Raw genomic sequence first — 17,196 nt, 5'->3', positions numbered from 1 at the left:
CGCCGAGCCGACAGCGGCCCTGCCCGGGGAGCTACGGACGAAGCCCACACCGGCGCTGACCAGCTTGGCGAAACCGCCGAAGTACGGGAACAGTACGCGGTTGACCAGGAAGCCCGGGCAGTCGTTGACGACGATCGGGTTCTTGCCCATTTTCTTGGCGTAGGCAACGGTGGTGGCAACCGCCAGCTCACTCGACTTCTCGCCACGGATCACTTCCACCAGCGGCATCATGTGCACCGGGTTGAAGAAGTGCATGCCGACGAAGTTTTCCGGACGCTTGAGGGCTTTCGCCAGCAGGCTGATGGAAATGGTCGAAGTGTTGGACGCGAGGATGGTGTCCTCTTTGACCTGGCCTTCAACTTCCGCCAATACGGCTTGCTTGACCTTCGGGTTCTCGACGACAGCTTCGACCACCAGATCAACGTGACCGAAGTCGCCGTACGACAGGGTTGGACGAATGGCGTTGAGCACTTCAGCCATTTTCGCGGCGGTCATGCGACCTTTATCAACGCGGCCAACCAGCAGTTTGGCGGCTTCGGCCAGACCCTGCTCGATACCGTGCTCGTTGATGTCCTTCATCAGGATCGGCGTGCCTTTGGAAGCCGACTGATAAGCGATACCGCCACCCATGATGCCGGCGCCGAGTACGGCAGCCTGCTTCACGTCTTTGGCGATTTCGTCGTAGGCCTTGGCCTTTTTCTTCAGTTCCTGATCGTTCAGGAACAGACCGATCAAGCTCTGCGCGGCAGAGGTCTTGGCCAGTTTGACGAAACCGGCGGCTTCCACTTCCAGCGCCTTGTCACGACCGAAGTTCGCGGCTTTCTGGATGGTCTTGATCGCTTCAACCGGCGCCGGGTAGTTCGGGCCAGCTTGCCCTGCAACGAAACCTTTGGCGGTTTCGAAAGCCATCATTTGTTCAATGGCGTTCAACTTGATTTTTTCAAGTTTCGGCTGACGCTTGGCCTTGTAATCGAACTCGCCGGAGATGGCGCGTTTGATCAGTTCAAGGGCAGCTTCCTGGAGCTTCTCTGGAGCGACCACAGCGTCGACGGCGCTTACTTTCAGCGCGTCTTCAGGGCGGTTTTCCTTGCCGGAGGCAATCCACTCGATAGCGTTGTCGACACCGATCAGGCGCGGCAGACGCACGGTGCCGCCGAAGCCTGGGTAGATGCCCAGTTTGACTTCCGGCAGACCGATCTTGGCCTTGGTGGACATGACGCGATAGTCAGCTGCGAGGCACATTTCCAGACCGCCGCCCAGGGCGATGCCGTTGATGGCCGCTACGGTCGGAACGTTGAGGTCTTCGAAATCGCTGAAGATCTTGTTGGCTTCGAGATTGCCAGCAACCAGCTCGGCATCCGGCAGCTTGAAGTTCTCGACAAATTCGGTGATGTCGGCGCCGACGATGAAGACGTCCTTGCCACTGCTGACGATCACGCCCTTGATCGAAGCATCTGCCTTGATGGTGTCTACGGCCTGACGCAGTTCGTTCAGGGTTAGACGGTTGAACTTGTTGACGGACTCACCCTTGAGGTCGAATTTCAATTCGACGATGCCACTTTCAAGAGCTTTAACCGTGATGGCTTTACCTTCGTAAATCATCAACTGATCTCCACGATATGGAAGCTGAACAGTACACGTCGGACGCAGGCGAATGGCTCGGCAGGACGCTTTTTCGTCGATGCTAACGCCAATCCACCCGGCACACCCGCCAACGCGATAGTCGGGATTCTGTAGGAGCGGTCAGTAAGACAAACGCTCAATTCATACGCCCGTTTGATTTGGGTACGTCACCTTCACGGAATTTCCGACAATTGTCAATCGCCCAAAATACGGGTTGAAATACGACTTTGCGGTCATTTCCGTAACACGCAGACCTGCAACACGCGCCTGCATGCAAAGCCATTCATAGAATCAATAGTTAGAAAATTCGCCCTAATTCGCGTCGAGCCTTGTTTAACGGGCTACGCTGGCTGGACTACAGGGAAAGGCACCGACCATTCGAAGCCTGATCAGTGGAAAAGTTTACCGGCCTGCCTGGCCAACCCAGCCCGATGAATCATGTCGGGCTTTTTATTGCGCGTCTGCCGGACGTCCCCCACCGTTGCAGTGGGAAAAATCCGCGCGTCATGCCAGAGCTTTCAGTGTCGCGTCGATATCCAACAGCACTGTCGCTTCGCCTTTCTCGCCCCAATACAAGGCGATCATCTGCTTGTCGGCCTCAATCTTGAAGACGTTGTCCGGCAACCTCTCGAAATGATTGAGCAGCGCCCGATCCTCACAGACTTCCTGCCACTGATTGACCCACACGCCCGGTGATTTCTGCCAGTAGGTCCAGCACAGCGGTTTACTGCTGCGGCGCGGTCGATGGTACTGCGCGCACGGACTCGGCGGCTCTTGCGCCAGCCAGTGCGGCCACTCCTGAGGCGCCAGCTGCATGGCCAGGCCAATGCGCCGCGCCTCCATGCGCAGGGCGATTCGGCCACTTTGCGCACGCGATGGACGCAACCATGCCAGCGGACTCAAAACCACCAGCAGGATTGACACCACCAACCAGACCGTCATATCAGTACTCCCGTTTTTTGATGAGCGCATTGTGTCACTTTGGAACCAATGCGCTTGAAACCAGCCATACTTACCAATATTGAACCGTCACGAGGAGCACCTCATGCCCTACCACCACATCCTGGTCGCTGTAGATCTGACCGAAGAGTGCGACCCTGTCATACACCGCGCCCGAGAGCTGTCGGTGAGCAACGGCGCCAAGCTGTCGCTGGTGCATATCGTCGAGCCGATGGCCATGGCGTTCGGCGGCGACGTGCCGATGGATCTGTCACAACTGCAACAACAGCAGTTCGATCAGGCCAAGGAACGCCTGGAGCGTCTGAAGCTCAAGTACTCCGAGCTCGAAGGCGCCAACTGCCACCTGACCTACGGCCAGCCACGTCAGGAAATCCATCACTTCGCCAAAGAACAGCAATGCGATCTGATTGTGGTTGGCAGCCATGGTCGTCATGGTCTGGCGCTGTTGCTCGGCTCGACTGCCAATGACGTACTGCACGGCGCGCCGTGCGATGTGCTCGCTGTCCACCTGGTCAAACGCTAACCCGCGTAGGAGCTGCCGAAGGCTGCGATCTTTTGATCTTGTTCTTTTAAAACAAAGTCAAAATATCGCAGCCTTCGGCAGCTCCTACAAAAAGCCCGGCCTCACGCAAATGAGGCCGGGCTTTTTTATTGCCGGATCAATCAGGCATCCAGCTCAGCCCAACGCTCCATCAAAACATCCAGTTCAGCCTGCAACTGCTCAAGCGATGCAATCACTTTGGCAGTCTCAGCCGCTGGACGCTGATAGAAGCCGGCGTCAGCCATTTCGGCTTCCACGGCAGCGATCTGCTGTTCCTTGGCATCGATGTCACCCGGCAACGCTTCCAGCTCGCGCTGCAGCTTGTAGCTCAGCTTCTTTTTGGCCGCCGGGGCGGCAACGGCAGGTTCAGCCACCACAGCCGGCTCAGCGGTCACTACAGCCGAATTCAGGTCTGCTTTACCGGATTTGCTTTCAGTCACGCCCAGCAGGCGCGGCGAACCGCCCTGGCGGATCCAGTCCTGATAGCCGCCGACGTACTCACGGACCTTGCCTTCGCCTTCGAAGACCAGCGTGCTGGTCACCACGTTGTCGAGGAATGCCCGGTCGTGACTGACCATCAGCACAGTGCCGTTGAAAGTCAGCAGCACTTCTTCAAGCAACTCCAGCGTTTCCACGTCGAGGTCGTTGGTCGGTTCGTCGAGGACCAGCAGGTTTGCTGGCTTGCTGAACAACTTGGCCAGCAACAGACGCGCACGCTCACCACCCGACAGCGCCTTGACCGGCGTGCGGGCACGCTGCGGGCTGAACAGGAAGTCGCCGAGGTAGCTGAGGACGTGGCGGCTCTGGCCGTCGATATCGATGAAGTCGCGACCTTCGGCGACGTTATCGATCACGGTTTTTTCCAGATCGAGCTGATGACGTAACTGGTCGAAGTAGGCCACGTCGATGCGCGTGCCCTCTTCCACTTTGCCGCTGGTCGGTTGCAGACCGCTGAGCATCAGTTTCAGCAGAGTGGTCTTGCCGGTACCGTTAGCGCCGAGCAGACCAATACGGTCACCGCGCGTCAGCACCATCGAGAAATCCTTGATCAGGAACGGGCCGCCCGGGTGAGCGAAACTCACGTTCTCGAGCACCATCACCTGCTTGCCGGACTTGTCGGCTGTGTCCAGCTGAATGTTGGCTTTGCCGGTACGCTCGCGACGCTCGCTACGCTCAACGCGCAGGGCTTTCAGCGCACGGACGCGGCCTTCGTTACGGGTGCGGCGCGCCTTGATGCCCTGGCGAATCCAGACTTCTTCCTGGGCCAGTTTCTTGTCGAACAGCGCGTTGGCGGTTTCTTCAGCGGCCAGCGCAGCTTCTTTGTGCACGAGGAAACTGGCGTAGTCGCCGTTCCAGTCGATCAGGCCGCCGCGGTCCAGTTCGAGGATGCGCGTGGCAAGGTTTTGCAGGAAGGAACGGTCGTGCGTGATGAACAGCACAGCGCCCTGGAAATCTTTCAGCGCTTCTTCGAGCCAGGCAATCGCACCGATGTCCAGGTGGTTGGTTGGTTCGTCGAGCAGCAGCAGATCCGGCTCGGACACCAGCGCCTGCGCCAGCAGCACGCGACGACGCCAGCCGCCAGACAACTGGGCGAGGGTCTTGTCGGCCGGCAGTTGCAGGCGGCTCAGGGTGCTGTCGACCAGAGTCTGCAAGCGCCAGCCGTCACGGGCTTCGAGGTCTTGCTGAACGTGCATCAGCTTGTTCAGGTCTTCTTCAGTGACGCAGTTCTGCGCCAGGTGATGGTACTCGGCGAGCAACGCGCCTACACCATCAAGGCCTTCAGCGACCACGTCGAACACCGTCCGATCGTCGGCCACTGGCAATTCCTGCGGCAGCTCGCCGATTTTCAGACCGGGGGCACGCCACACCGAGCCGTCATCGGGCTTCTGGTCGCCCTTGACCAGTTTCATCATGCTGGACTTGCCAGTGCCGTTGCGGCCGATGATGCACACCCGCTCACCACGGGCGATCTGCCAGGACACCTTGTCCAACAACGGCATAGCGCCGAACGCAAGGGACACATCGCTGAATTTGAGCAGGGTCATGAGCTTCTCCAAAAACCGGGCGCGCATTCTACCTGAGTTAGGGCTTGAGCAGGCCGGCAATTTGTCTGTCGAAGCACTCTGCACAACATTTGTTGCGAACTTGTGCTGCAAGGCCGGCAAAGCTTTCGCCCCTTGCTGGCAAAAGGCTAAGCTACAGACAATTCAGTGCTGACCGAGGTCGGTACTTGTCATGATTTCTCTGCCCGGATGTCTCATGCGCAGTCGCCTTTTCAGTGTTTTGTCCTGTTTGCTACTTACCGCCGCTGCCGTTCAATCCGCCCAGGCGGTGGACCTGTCCACCCAACGCCAGTATTACGATGAGGCCAAGCGCGCGCTGGCCAAAGGCGATACCAGCCCGTATTTCCGTTACAGCCAGGCCTTGGCCGATTATCCGCTGGAGCCGTACCTGGCTTACGACGAGCTGACCGCGCGCCTGAAGTCCGCGAGCAACCCGGAAATCGAGAAATTTCTCGCCGAACACGGTGACCTGCCCCAAGCCAACTGGATGAAGCTGCGCTGGTTGCGCTGGCTAGCCGACCGTGGCGACTGGGCAACTTTCGTCAAGTATTACGACCCGAAACTCAACTTCACCGAACTGGACTGCCTGAATGCGCAATACCAGATCACCCACGACAAGAAAGCCGAGGGTTACGCCAACACCGAAAAGCTCTGGCTGACCGGTAAATCGCAGCCCGCCGCGTGTGACGCGCTGTTCGGCATTTGGGCCGCTGATGGCCAGCTCACCGAACAGAAACGCTGGGAGCGCACCAAACTCGCCGCTCAGGCGCGCAACTATCCGCTGGCCAACAGCCTGGTCAACGGCCTGACCACCCTCGCCCCGCGCGGTCGGTTGCTGGTCGATGTCGCACAGAAACCTGAACTGCTCAACCAACCGTCGCGCTTCACTCCGGCGGATGAGCCGATGTCCGACGTGGTCAGCCTCGGCCTGCGCCGCCTCGCCCGTCAGGATCCGGACAAGGCCATGGCCCTGCTCGACGGTTACGCCAGCAGCATGCATTTCTCCCGCGATGAGAAAGTCGCGATCGCCCGGGAAATCGGCCTGACTCTGGCTCGGCGTTTCGACAGCCGCGCGCTGGACGTGATGACCAAATACGACCCGGAGCTGCGTGATAACACGGTTTCCGAATGGCGCCTGCGCCTGTTGTTGCGTCTGGCCCGTTGGGACGACGCTTATCAACTGACCAAACGTCTGCCGCAAGACCTCGCCACCACCAACCGTTGGCGCTACTGGCAGGCGCGCAGCCTCGAACTGGCACAACCGCAGAACCCGGAAGCGCAGACGCTGTACAAGAGCCTTGCGCGCGAACGTGATTTCTACGGCTTTCTCGCTGCCGACCGTTCCCAGTCGCCTTACTCGCTGGTGAACAGACCGCTGGTACTCAGCCAGGCAACTATCAACAAAGTGCGTAACACACCGGGCGTACGTCGTGCGCTGGAATTCCATGCGCGCGGGCAGATCGTCGACGGTCGCCGCGAGTGGTATCACGTCAGCCGGCATTTCAACCGCGACGAAATGGTCGCCCAAGCCAAACTGGCCTACGACCTGAAATGGTACTTCCCGGCGATCCGCACCATTAGCCAGGCGCAGTATTGGGACGACCTGGATATTCGTTTCCCGATGGCCCACCGCGACACCCTCGTGCGTGAAGCCAAGGTTCGCGGCCTGCACTCGAGCTGGGTGTTTGCCATCACCCGTCAGGAAAGCGCCTTCATGGACGATGCCCGCTCCGGCGTCGGCGCCAGCGGCCTGATGCAACTGATGCCCGGCACCGCCAAGGAAACCGCACGCAAGTTCAGCATTCCACTGGCCTCGCCACAACAAGTGCTCGATCCGGACAAGAACATCCAGCTCGGCGCCGCTTACCTGAGCCAGGTGCACAGCCAGTTCAACGGCAACCGCGTCCTCGCCTCCGCCGCCTACAACGCTGGCCCCGGTCGCGTGCGCCAATGGCTACGTGGCGCCGATCACCTGAGCTTCGACGTGTGGGTAGAAAGCATCCCGTTCGACGAAACCCGTCAGTACGTGCAGAACGTGCTGTCGTATTCGGTGATCTACGGCCAGAAACTCAACTCGCCGCAACCGCTGGTGGATTGGCATGAGCGCTACTTCGACGACCAATGACCTGGAGCTGCCGCCGGCTGCGATCTTTTGATCTTGCTCCAAATAAAATGCCCGCATTTTCATGCGGGCATTTTTAGATCAAAAGATCGCAGCCTTCGGCAGCTCCTACAGGTGCCTATAGCTGAGCGACCGCTAGCGACTCATGCCCGATGCGAGCACTGCCCATCAGTGTTGATCAGCCGTGACTTTGCCATCATTGAACTGCAACGCCGCCAGCCGCGCATACAGCGGATTGCTCGCAATCAGCTCCTGATGGGTGCCAATCGCGACGAGCTGGCCCTGATCCATCACCGCGATGCGGTCGGCGTTTTTCACCGTGGCCAGACGATGTGCAATCACCAGCGTGGTGCGGTTCTGCATCAGGCTCGGCAGGGCTTCCTGAATCAGGTGTTCGCTCTGAGCATCGAGGGCGCTGGTGGCTTCGTCGAGTAGCAGGATCGGTGCATCAACCAGCAACGCGCGGGCAATCGCCAGGCGTTGGCGCTGGCCGCCCGATAGTCCCAGACCGCCGTCGCCCAGATGAGTCTGGTAGCCATTGGGCATTTTTTCGATGAAGTCGTGGGCATGCGCAATTTTCGCGGCGTCCATGACTTGCGCCAGCGTCGCCTCTGGATTGCCGTAGCGAATATTCTCTTCAACGCTGCCGAAAAACAGCGCCGGCGATTGTGATACCAACGCAAAGTGGCGGCGCAGATCCAGCGGATCGAGGCAGGTCAGCGGCACTCCATCAATGAGAATCTGCCCTTCCTGCGGGTCGTAAAAACGCAGCAACAGATCATAGACTGTGGACTTGCCAGCGCCGGACGGCCCCACCAATGCCAGTGTTTCACCGGGCCTGATGGTCAGATTCAGGCCGTTTACCGCATAGCTTTCCGGGCGCGAGGGATAGGAGAAGCGCACATCCTGCAATTGCAGTTCGCCTCTGACGCGCTCCGGCAGGGTCATCAGCCCCGTGCTTGGCGGCTGGATGATATTTTGCGAACCAAGCAGCTCCGCAATTCGCTCCGCCGCGCCTGCAGCACGCTGCAATTCGCCGATGACCTCGCTCAAGGTGCCAATGGCGCTGCCGACGATGAGGCTGTAAAAGACAAACGCAGCCAGTTCACCCCCGGTGATGCGCCCGGCGATCACGTCCATGCCGCCGACCCACAACATCACCGCCACGGCGCCCAGTACCAGCACAATCACCATGGTGATCATCCACGAGCGCTGGAAGATGCGTTTGCGCGCGGTGTCGAAAGCCTCCTCGACCGTTGCCGCAAAACGTCGCTCATCCTGCACCTGATGGTTGTAGGCCTGCACGGTTTTGATCTGGCCAAGGGTTTCGGAGACATAGCTGCCGATATCGGCGACCCGATCCTGGCTCAACCGCGAAAGATTGCGCACCCGCCGGCCGAAAATCAGGATCGGGGCGACCACGAACGGCAAGGCAATCACCACGATGCTGGTGAGTTTGGCATTGGTGACGAACAGCAGAATGACGCCGCCGATGACCATCAACAGATTGCGCAGGAACATCGACAGCGACGAGCCGATCACCGATTGCAGCAAGGTGGTATCGGCCGTCAGCCGCGACTGAATCTCCGAACTGCGGTTGTTCTCGTAGAAGCCGGGGTGCAGATACACCAGATGGTTGAACACCTCGCGGCGAATATCCGCGACGCAGCGCTCGCCAATCCACGATACCCAGTAAAATCGCGCGAACGTGCCCACCGCCAGGCCCAACACCATCAACATGAAGATGCCGATGCTCTGGTTGAGCTGGTGCGGCGACTGGGTCATGAATCCGCGGTCGACCAGCAGCTTGATCCCCTGCCCCATCGACAAAGTGACGGCAGCGGTGACGATCAACGCCAGCAGCGCACCGATGACTTGCCAGCGGTAAGGGGCCAGAAATCGACTGGTCAGACGCAAGGCGCGACGGTGCCTTGAGGAAAGCTTCGGGGTCATTCAGGTACACATCCGTGTTGATGAAAGGGTTAGCGTAAACCTTCTATGGGGTGGAACTCTGTAAATCACAATGAGTCAGGTTAAATATGCCCCCAAAGACTAGGCCATAGTTGCTATTGGTCTAATGTCCGGGTTGAGACGAGCGGTCATTTCTGGTTGAGTGGAGTTGCCACCATCGACAGACCGCAGGGAGTTGTCACAGCCCGGTCACGTGGCGGTTTTAACGTAGGCGTACAACCTGATGAGGAGACAGGCCATGTCCTTGCAACACAGCAGCGATGACAAGATTGAAGTGATCCGCACCAAGCCCGGCCAGACTCTGGGTTGCTCGATTATCGATAAGGATGGGCGCGAAGTACCGATCACTGAAGACATGATCCAGGACGCTTGCCGCGAACTGGAAAAGCGATTGGTCAAGCCTGCCGAACAAGAGTGATATAGCCACCGTCTTCCTGACCCGGCTCTTTTTGGCCGGGTTTTTTCTGTCCGTAATTCGCCGAGTAACCGTGTAGGAGCTGCCGAAGGCTGCGATCTTTTGATCTTGCTTGTAAAAAACAACATCAAAAGACCGCAGCCTTCGGCAGCTCCTACACGGGGTTGTGTGGTTACGGGATTGCGATTGCACCCAGCGCCGCCACAATCTGCTGCAACGCCGGCGACTCCACTTCAATCCGCACCTTCAGTCCTTCAATCTCACGACGCACCGGATACTGCTTGCGCAACACATCGAACGCCGCACGCTGCTCGCCGACATTGCCTACAAGACTGCGACGAAAATCCGCATCGTCGCGGCGCGGGTCGTACACGCCTCGGCACAACATCGCCAGCGCCCAGGCTGGATCGCTGTCGGCATGCAGGGAAACTGCCGACAACCACGGCGCCGGCAGCAAGTCACTGAGCTGGATACTCGCGGGTTGCCCGATGAATTCGCAGTACGCCTGATAGATCTGCGCCGTCCCGCGCTGTTTGCCGTCGAGGCTGTAACCGGCAATGTGCGGGGTCGCCAACACACAGAGTTCAGCCAGTGCGACATCGACTTCCGGCTCGGCTTCCCAGACATCGAGCACTGCTTGCAGGTCTTCACGCTCCAGCAGCACATTGCGCAGCGCGGCGTTATCCACTACCGGACCACGCGCCGCGTTGATCAGCCACGCGCCGGGCTTGAGTTGCTGCAAGCGCTGCTGATCGAACAGATGCCAGGTCGCGCCATCGCCGTGGCGAGTCAACGGCGTGTGCAGACTGATCACATCACACTGCTCGATGATCTGTTCGAGGCTGACGTAATCGCCGCCCTCGGCAGCCTGACGCGGCGGATCGCAGACTTTCACGTTCCAGCCCAGGCCCTTCAAAACCTTGATCAGTCGACCGCCCACTTCGCCGGCGCCGACAACGCCGAAAGTACGCTGGGGCAGATCGACACCCTCGATTTCAGCGAGGGTCATCAGGCTGCCCAGCACATAATCGACCACGCCTCGGGCGTTGCAGCCGGGGGCGCTGGACCAGGTGATACCCGCCTCGTTGAAATAGTCGAGATCCAGATGATCAGTACCGATGGTGCAGGTCCCGACAAAGCGCACCTTGCTGCCTTCGAGCAATGCGCGGTTGACGTTGGTCACCGAACGCACCAGCAACACGTCGGCCTGCTCGACCGTCGCACGGTCGATGGAACGGCCCGGCACCCGGCGAATCTCGCCGAAACCGGCAAAAAAAGCATCCAGCAGCGGGATATTTTCGTCAGCAACAATCAGCATAGGGGGCTCCTTTGGCGAATCGGCAGTCTAACTGTAGGAGGTGCCGCAGGCTGCGATCTTTTGATCTTGTTTTTAACAATCACCAGCAAAAAGATCGCAGCCGGCGGCAGCTCCAGATTACAAATCCGCAACAGAGGATTTTTCCTGACCAAGGCGTCAGCGGCGTAGAATGCGCCGCCCTGCGCATCAATCTCTGTGGACGCTTTGCCTGTGAATTCCGTAACTGACCAACCTGTCGCCGTCTCCCTGACCCGCCCTGCGCGGATTCGACTGGAGTTCAAGAACCTGCTCGCCCTCGCGCTGCCGATCATCATCGCGCAGCTGGCGACCACGGCCATGGGCTTCGTCGATGCGGTGATGGCCGGGCGCGTCGGGCCAAAAGATCTTGCGGCAGTGGCACTGGGCAACTCGATCTGGGTGCCGGTGTTTCTGTTGATGACCGGCACGTTGCTGGCAACCACACCGAAAGTCGCCCAGCGTTTCGGCGCCGGCACCCACAGCGAAATCGGCCCGATCGTGCGTCAGGCATTGTGGCTGGCGCTGGTGGTCGGTCTGATTGCGACCGCGATGCTGGTCGCCGCCGAACCGGTGCTGCACTTGATGAAGGTCGATCCCGAACTGATCGGCCCGTGCATGCAGTACTTGCACGGCATCGCCAGCGGCTTGCCGGCAGTAGCGTTCTATCACGTGCTGCGCTGCACCAGTGACGGCATCGGCCGCACCCGCCCGGCGATGGTCCTGGGCCTGTGCGGTCTGGCGCTGAATATTCCGCTGAACTACATCTTCATTTATGGCCACTTCGGCGTGCCGGCCATGGGCGGCGTCGGTTGCGGTTGGGCCACGGCGATCGTCATGTGGGTGATGGCGCTGGGCCTGGCCGGTTATGAGCGCTGGGCCCCGGCCTATCGTTCGAGCGAGATTTTCAGCCGTTTCGACTGGCCACAATGGGCGGTGATCAAGCGGCTGCTGGCGATCGGCCTGCCGATTGGCATCGCGGTGTTTGCCGAGTCGAGCATTTTCGCGGTGATCGCTCTGCTGATCGGCAGCCTCGGCGCCACCGTGGTCGCCGGGCACCAGATTGCACTGAACGTCAGCTCGCTGGTGTTCATGATTCCGTATTCGCTGGGCATGGCAGTGACCGTGCGCGTCGGTCAGGCACTGGGCCGTGAAGAACCGCGCGAGGCACGTTTTGCGGCCGGCGTCGGCATGGGCACTGCGCTGGCTTACGCTTGCCTGTCGGCAAGCATGATGTTGTTGCTGCGTGAACCGATTGCGGCGATCTATACCGCTGACCCGACGGTGATTCACATTGCGGCGATGCTGATTGTGTACTCGGCGCTGTTCCAGTTTTCTGACGCGATTCAGGTTACCGCCGCGGGTGCGCTGCGTGGTTATCAGGACACTCGGGTGACGATGATCCTGACCCTGTTCGCGTATTGGGGCATCGGCCTGCCGGTGGGTTACGCCCTCGGCCTGACCGATTGGCTCGGCGCGCCACGCGGCCCGAGCGGCCTGTGGCAGGGCTTGATCGTTGGTTTGAGCTGCGCGGCGTTCATGTTGTCGATCCGCTTGACGCGCAGTGCGCGCAAGCGTATTCGGATGAGTCGCTCGGCGGGCTGAAGGTTTTACACAGGACAAAAAAATGTGGGAGCGAGCCTGCTCGCGAATGCGGTGATTCAGTCGACATTTACAGTGACTGACATTCCGCTTTCGCGAGCAAGCTCGCTCCCACAGTTGTTTTATGTATAGCCGCGATTACGCGTGTTTCTTGCGGATCCAGTACAGGTATGTACCGGCCTCTTCGTGCTGGCCCACCAGTTCGTGGTCGAGAAACCCACAGAATTTGGGGATATCGCGCTTGGTCGACGGGTCGGTGGCGATCACCTTGAGCAGGCCACCGGGCACCAGGTCACGGATGTGCTGGTGCAGCATCATCACCGGTTCCGGGCAATTGAGGCCGGTGGCATCGAGCGTGCCGTCGACCGGGGTATCGATCATTTCACTCATGATTCACTCCTGAAACTGGCCGGCATTGTCGCGCATTGCCGGGGCGTTACACCACACTCCCCTGCGGCAGCTCCTACAGGGTATTGCGGTGCTTTAGCGGGATTTTGTTTTTTTGATATCGTGACGGCGCAGGTGGCAGGTCACTTCCTCGCGATCGTGATAGAGCTGCTTGCAGCCGATATCGACCTTGATCCCGCGTGCCTTGAAGCCATCGGCAATGCGTTCGAGCAGGCGCTTCACTTCGGCATAGCGCTGCTTCATCGGCAACTTCAGGTTGACCACCGCTTCGCGGCAATGCCCCTCGCCGATCCACTCTTCGAGCATCGCGGCGTTGCGCGCCGGTTTCTCGACGATGTCGCAGACCATCCAGTCCACCGGCTGACGCGGTTTGAAGGTAAAACCATCCGCCATCAAATGCTGCACCAACCCGGTGTCCATCAGGCTTTCGGCCATCGGGCCGTTGTCGATGGCGGTCACCAGCATGCCGCGGTTGACCAGTTGCCAGGTCCAGCCGCCCGGCGCGGCGCCAAGGTCGACGCCCGTCATGTCGCTGTGCAGGCGATCATCCCACTGATCACGCGGGATGAAATGGTGCCACGCCTCTTCCAGCTTCAAGGTCGAGCGGCTCGGTGCCTCGCGCGGAAACTTCAGGCGCGGAATGCCCATCGGCCACATCGCCGAGTTACCGGCATCGGCCATACCGAGAAACACTTCACGACCACTTTTGAATGTCAGCAGCAGACGCGGCTTGCTGGCGTCCTCCACCAGTTTGCCGGCGCCGGTCAGCGCCTTGCGCAGCGGCCCTTCGAACTTCTTGCAGAAATTCGACAGTTCCTTGCCGTCATTGGTGTCGACGACTTCCAGCCACAGGCTGCCGCACACCGGGAAATCCGCCATGTGCGCGAGGATCACGCTGATGCGATCGTTTTCCGGCAGATCGATGAAGACGCCACGCGCCCATTGGCGCGGGAAGATCAGCTCGGCGAAACGCTGGCCGCGCATCAGGCGCTCGGCGCCGTCTTCTTCGGTGCAGACAAACTCGGCGCACGCGGTGGCCGCTTTGGCCTTGGCGTAGCCGGCCACGTTGAGTTGGGCGGCGAGATCGGAAATTTCCGAACAGACTTCGCCTTCGAAACCTGGCCGGCAATGCATGAATAGGGTGTTCATTCTTACTCCTGGGCAGCGGGCGATCATTCGGCCCCTGCGCGATGTCCAGACTTTGGGTTGCAGCAAAGCCTGTCACGAAAACCGGCGCATGATAGCCGATGTCGGAACCTTGGTTCCGCTCATAGAGTCCAGTTATTAGCCAGCTACCTGAAACAGGGCTAGGTTTAAAGCTCTATTCGTCCCCCGATCCGTAGCCGTGCGGATTCAAAGGAGTGATCGTAATGCCGTCCCTCGATAGCCTGAAGACCCTCAAAACACTGCAGATAGACCAAAAGACCTACCACTATTTCAGCCTGCCGGATGCCGCCAAAAGCCTGGGCGACCTCGACAAGCTGCCGATGTCGCTGAAAGTCCTGCTGGAAAACCTGCTGCGCTGGGAAGATGAAAAAACTGTCACCGGCGCCGACCTCAAAGCGCTTGCCACCTGGCTCAAGGAGCGTCGCTCCGACCGGGAAATCCAATACCGCCCGGCGCGCGTCCTGATGCAGGACTTTACCGGCGTCCCCGCGGTGGTCGACCTTGCTGCCATGCGCGCAGCAATGGCCAAGGCCGGCGGCGATCCGCAGCGAATCAATCCGTTGTCGCCGGTGGATCTGGTGATCGACCACTCGGTAATGGTCGACAAGTTCGCCACCGCCAGTGCGTTCGAGCAGAACGTCGACATCGAAATGCAGCGCAACGGCGAGCGTTATGCATTTTTACGCTGGGGCCAAAGCGCCTTCGACAACTTCAGCGTAGTGCCGCCGGGCACCGGCATCTGCCACCAGGTCAACCTTGAATACCTCGGCCGCACCGTGTGGACCAAAGAGGAAGACGGCCGCATCTATGCCTTCCCTGACACTCTGGTCGGCACCGACTCCCACACCACCATGATCAACGGCCTCGGCGTACTCGGCTGGGGTGTCGGCGGGATCGAGGCGGAAGCAGCGATGCTCGGGCAACCGGTGTCGATGCTGATTCCAGAAGTGATCGGTTTTAAACTCACTGGCAAGCTCAAGGAGGGCATCACCGCCACCGACCTGGTGCTGACGGTCACGCAGATGCTGCGCAAAAAAGGCGTGGTGGGCAAATTCGTCGAATTCTACGGTGACGGTCTCGCCGACCTGCCTCTGGCCGACCGCGCGACCATCGCCAACATGGCTCCGGAATACGGCGCGACGTGCGGTTTCTTCCCGGTCGATGACGTGACGCTGGAATACCTGCGTCTGTCCGGTCGTCCACCGGAAACGGTGAAACTGGTCGAGGCCTACACCAAGGCGCAAGGCCTGTGGCGCTTGCCCGGTCAGGAGCCGGTGTTTACCGACAGTCTGGCGCTGGACATGGGCAGCGTCGAAGCGAGCCTCGCCGGGCCAAAACGCCCACAGGATCGCGTATCGCTGCCGAATGTGCCGCAGGCCTTCAGCGACTTCATCGATCTGCAATTCAAACCCACCAGCAAAGAAGAAGGACGCCTGGAAAGTGAGGGCGGTGGTGGCGTCGCGGTGGGCAATGCCGATCTGGTCGGCGAAACCGATTACGAATACGAAGGCCACACTTATCGCCTGAAAAACGGCGCCGTGGTCATTGCTGCGATCACTTCCTGCACCAACACCTCCAACCCGAGCGTGATGATGGCGGCCGGCTTGCTGGCGAAAAAAGCCGTTGAGAAAGGCCTGACCCGCAAGCCGTGGGTGAAGAGCTCGCTGGCCCCGGGCTCGAAAGTGGTCACAGACTATTACAAGGCTGCGGGGCTGACGCAGTACCTCGACCAGCTCGGGTTTTCGCTGGTCGGTTACGGCTGCACCACCTGCATCGGCAACTCCGGTCCGTTGCCCGAGCCCATCGAGAAAGCCATTCAGAAAGCTGATCTCACCGTCGCTTCGGTCCTGTCCGGCAATCGCAACTTTGAAGGTCGCGTGCATCCACTGGTGAAAACCAATTGGCTGGCCTCGCCGCCGCTGGTGGTCGCCTATGCCCTGGCCGGCAGCGTGCGCAGCGATATCAGCAGCGAACCGCTGGGCGAGGATCAGCAAGGCAATCCGGTGTATTTACGGGATATCTGGCCTTCGAGCAAAGAGATCGCCGACGCGGTGAGTCAGGTCAACACGGCGATGTTCCACAAGGAATACGCCGAAGTGTTTGCCGGTGATGAACAATGGCAGGCCATCGAGGTGCCGCAAGCGGCGACTTACGTGTGGCAGGACGATTCGACCTACATCCAGCATCCGCCGTTCTTCGACGATATTTCCGGACCGCTGCCGGAAATCAAAGACGTCAAAGGCGCGCGGGTGCTGGCCTTGCTCGGCGATTCGGTGACCACCGACCACATCTCCCCCGCCGGCAACATCAAGGCCGACAGCCCGGCCGGGCGTTATCTGCGTGAAAAAGGTGTTGAGCCGCGAGACTTCAACTCCTACGGCTCTCGCCGTGGCAACCACGAAGTGATGATGCGCGGCACCTTCGCCAACATCCGTATCCGCAATGAAATGCTCGGGGGCGAAGAAGGCGGCAACACGATCTATATTCCGACCGGCGAAAAACTGGCGATCTACGACGCGGCGATGAAATATCAGGCCTCGGATACGCCGCTGGTGGTGATTGCCGGCCAAGAATACGGAACCGGCTCCAGTCGCGACTGGGCGGCCAAGGGCACTAACCTGCTGGGGGTGAAAGCGGTGATCGCGGAAAGCTTCGAGCGGATCCACCGTTCCAACCTGGTGGGCATGGGCGTGCTGCCATTGCAGTTCAAGCTCGATCAGAACCGCAAGAGCCTCAACCTGACGGGCAAGGAGACTTTTGAGATCCAGGGTCTGACCGGCGTCGAACTGACGCCGCGGATGAACTTGCCGCTGGTGATCACTCGTGAGGATGGCCGCCAGGAGAAAATCGAGGTGCTGTGCCGGATCGATACGTTGAACGAGGTGGAGTACTTCAAGTCGGGCGGGATCCTGCATTACGTCCTGCGCCAGCTGATCGCCTCGTAACGCACGCCCCCTGTAGGAGCTGCCGCAGGCTGCGATCTTTTGATCT

At 59.8% G+C, this 17,196-nt stretch carries 12 protein-coding genes; 5 read left to right on the top strand and 7 right to left on the bottom strand.

The features are described from left to right. Both fadB and ACIPZE_RS27335 read right to left on the bottom strand, forming a co-directional pair. A partial coding sequence (gene fadB / locus ACIPZE_RS27340) for a fatty acid oxidation complex subunit alpha FadB (RefSeq protein ID WP_400776500.1) occupies nt 1-1,602 on the bottom strand: 1,602 nt, incomplete at its 3' end. A gap of 525 nt (nt 1,603-2,127) precedes the next feature. Beyond that, complete coding sequence (locus tag ACIPZE_RS27335) at nt 2,128-2,565, bottom strand: hypothetical protein (protein ID WP_283435726.1); 438 nt, start codon at nt 2,563-2,565, stop codon at nt 2,128-2,130. A 103-nt stretch (nt 2,566-2,668) separates the two neighbouring features. Here ACIPZE_RS27335 and ACIPZE_RS27330 point away from each other — a divergent pair, with 103 nt between their 5' ends. Further along, a complete protein-coding gene (locus ACIPZE_RS27330; protein ID WP_093433662.1) occupies nt 2,669-3,106 on the top strand; it encodes a universal stress protein in 438 nt (145 codons plus the stop codon). A gap of 140 nt (nt 3,107-3,246) precedes the next feature. Here the strand turns inward: ACIPZE_RS27330 and ACIPZE_RS27325 are convergent, their stop codons facing one another. After that, complete coding sequence (locus ACIPZE_RS27325) at nt 3,247-5,169, bottom strand: ATP-binding cassette domain-containing protein (RefSeq protein WP_283435725.1); 1,923 nt, start codon at nt 5,167-5,169, stop codon at nt 3,247-3,249. 214 nt (nt 5,170-5,383) lie between these two features. On the opposite strand from ACIPZE_RS27325, the gene ACIPZE_RS27320 reads away from it, so the two are divergent. Next, nucleotides 5,384-7,312, top strand: a complete 1,929-nt coding sequence (locus ACIPZE_RS27320) for a transglycosylase SLT domain-containing protein (RefSeq protein ID WP_400776497.1) — start codon at nt 5,384-5,386, stop codon at nt 7,310-7,312. 165 nt (nt 7,313-7,477) lie between these two features. Here ACIPZE_RS27320 and ACIPZE_RS27315 read toward each other — a convergent pair whose 3' ends face one another. Beyond that, a complete protein-coding gene (locus ACIPZE_RS27315; RefSeq protein WP_400776495.1) occupies nt 7,478-9,262 on the bottom strand; it encodes an ABC transporter transmembrane domain-containing protein in 1,785 nt (594 codons plus the stop codon). 256 nt (nt 9,263-9,518) lie between these two features. Here ACIPZE_RS27315 and ACIPZE_RS27310 point away from each other — a divergent pair, with 256 nt between their 5' ends. Next, nucleotides 9,519-9,698 carry a PA1571 family protein gene (locus ACIPZE_RS27310; RefSeq protein ID WP_064117840.1) on the top strand — a complete coding sequence of 60 codons (180 nt, stop codon included), beginning with the start codon at nt 9,519-9,521 and terminating at the stop codon, nt 9,696-9,698. 169 nt (nt 9,699-9,867) lie between these two features. Here ACIPZE_RS27310 and pdxB read toward each other — a convergent pair whose 3' ends face one another. Next, entirely contained in the window at nt 9,868-11,013 is a 1,146-nt protein-coding gene (pdxB, locus tag ACIPZE_RS27305) for a 4-phosphoerythronate dehydrogenase PdxB (protein ID WP_283435722.1), read from the bottom strand. 210 nt (nt 11,014-11,223) lie between these two features. Between pdxB and ACIPZE_RS27300 the strand changes: the two genes are divergently transcribed. Next, on the top strand, nt 11,224-12,633 hold the full coding sequence (locus ACIPZE_RS27300; protein WP_283435721.1) for an MATE family efflux transporter: 1,410 nt from the start codon (nt 11,224-11,226) through the stop codon (nt 12,631-12,633). 135 nt (nt 12,634-12,768) lie between these two features. Here the strand turns inward: ACIPZE_RS27300 and tusA are convergent, their stop codons facing one another. After that, entirely contained in the window at nt 12,769-13,020 is a 252-nt protein-coding gene (gene tusA / locus ACIPZE_RS27295; RefSeq protein WP_122595413.1) for a sulfurtransferase TusA, read from the bottom strand. A gap of 93 nt (nt 13,021-13,113) precedes the next feature. After that, complete coding sequence (rlmM, locus tag ACIPZE_RS27290; protein WP_283435720.1) at nt 13,114-14,187, bottom strand: 23S rRNA (cytidine(2498)-2'-O)-methyltransferase RlmM; 1,074 nt, start codon at nt 14,185-14,187, stop codon at nt 13,114-13,116. A 221-nt stretch (nt 14,188-14,408) separates the two neighbouring features. On the opposite strand from rlmM, the gene acnA reads away from it, so the two are divergent. Beyond that, nucleotides 14,409-17,150, top strand: a complete 2,742-nt coding sequence (gene acnA / locus ACIPZE_RS27285; RefSeq protein ID WP_400776491.1) for an aconitate hydratase AcnA — start codon at nt 14,409-14,411, stop codon at nt 17,148-17,150. Nucleotides 17,151-17,196 lie beyond the last annotated feature (46 nt).

This window comes from Pseudomonas sp. NPDC089741 (assembly GCF_044748825.1).
GTDB classification, from domain to species: domain Bacteria; phylum Pseudomonadota; class Gammaproteobacteria; order Pseudomonadales; family Pseudomonadaceae; genus Aquipseudomonas; species Aquipseudomonas helmanticensis.
Note: the sequence above shows the minus strand (reverse complement) of the source record. Positions and strands in the feature narration are given on the sequence as shown.

What these genes read in the sequence shown, in the direction of transcription:
- ACIPZE_RS27335 (WP_283435726.1), bottom strand. Translation starts at nt 2,565, where the DNA reads ATGACGGTCTGGTTGGTGGTGTCAATCCTGCTGGTGGTTTTGAGTCCG.
- ACIPZE_RS27330 (WP_093433662.1), top strand. Translation starts at nt 2,669, where the DNA reads ATGCCCTACCACCACATCCTGGTCGCTGTAGATCTGACCGAAGAGTGC.
- ACIPZE_RS27325 (WP_283435725.1), bottom strand. Translation starts at nt 5,169, where the DNA reads ATGACCCTGCTCAAATTCAGCGATGTGTCCCTTGCGTTCGGCGCTATG.
- ACIPZE_RS27320 (WP_400776497.1), top strand. Translation starts at nt 5,384, where the DNA reads ATGCGCAGTCGCCTTTTCAGTGTTTTGTCCTGTTTGCTACTTACCGCC.
- ACIPZE_RS27315 (WP_400776495.1), bottom strand. Translation starts at nt 9,262, where the DNA reads ATGACCCCGAAGCTTTCCTCAAGGCACCGTCGCGCCTTGCGTCTGACC.
- ACIPZE_RS27310 (WP_064117840.1), top strand. Translation starts at nt 9,519, where the DNA reads ATGTCCTTGCAACACAGCAGCGATGACAAGATTGAAGTGATCCGCACC.
- pdxB (WP_283435722.1), bottom strand. Translation starts at nt 11,013, where the DNA reads ATGCTGATTGTTGCTGACGAAAATATCCCGCTGCTGGATGCTTTTTTT.
- tusA (WP_122595413.1), bottom strand. Translation starts at nt 13,020, where the DNA reads ATGAGTGAAATGATCGATACCCCGGTCGACGGCACGCTCGATGCCACC.
- rlmM (WP_283435720.1), bottom strand. Translation starts at nt 14,187, where the DNA reads ATGAACACCCTATTCATGCATTGCCGGCCAGGTTTCGAAGGCGAAGTC.
- acnA (WP_400776491.1), top strand. Translation starts at nt 14,409, where the DNA reads ATGCCGTCCCTCGATAGCCTGAAGACCCTCAAAACACTGCAGATAGAC.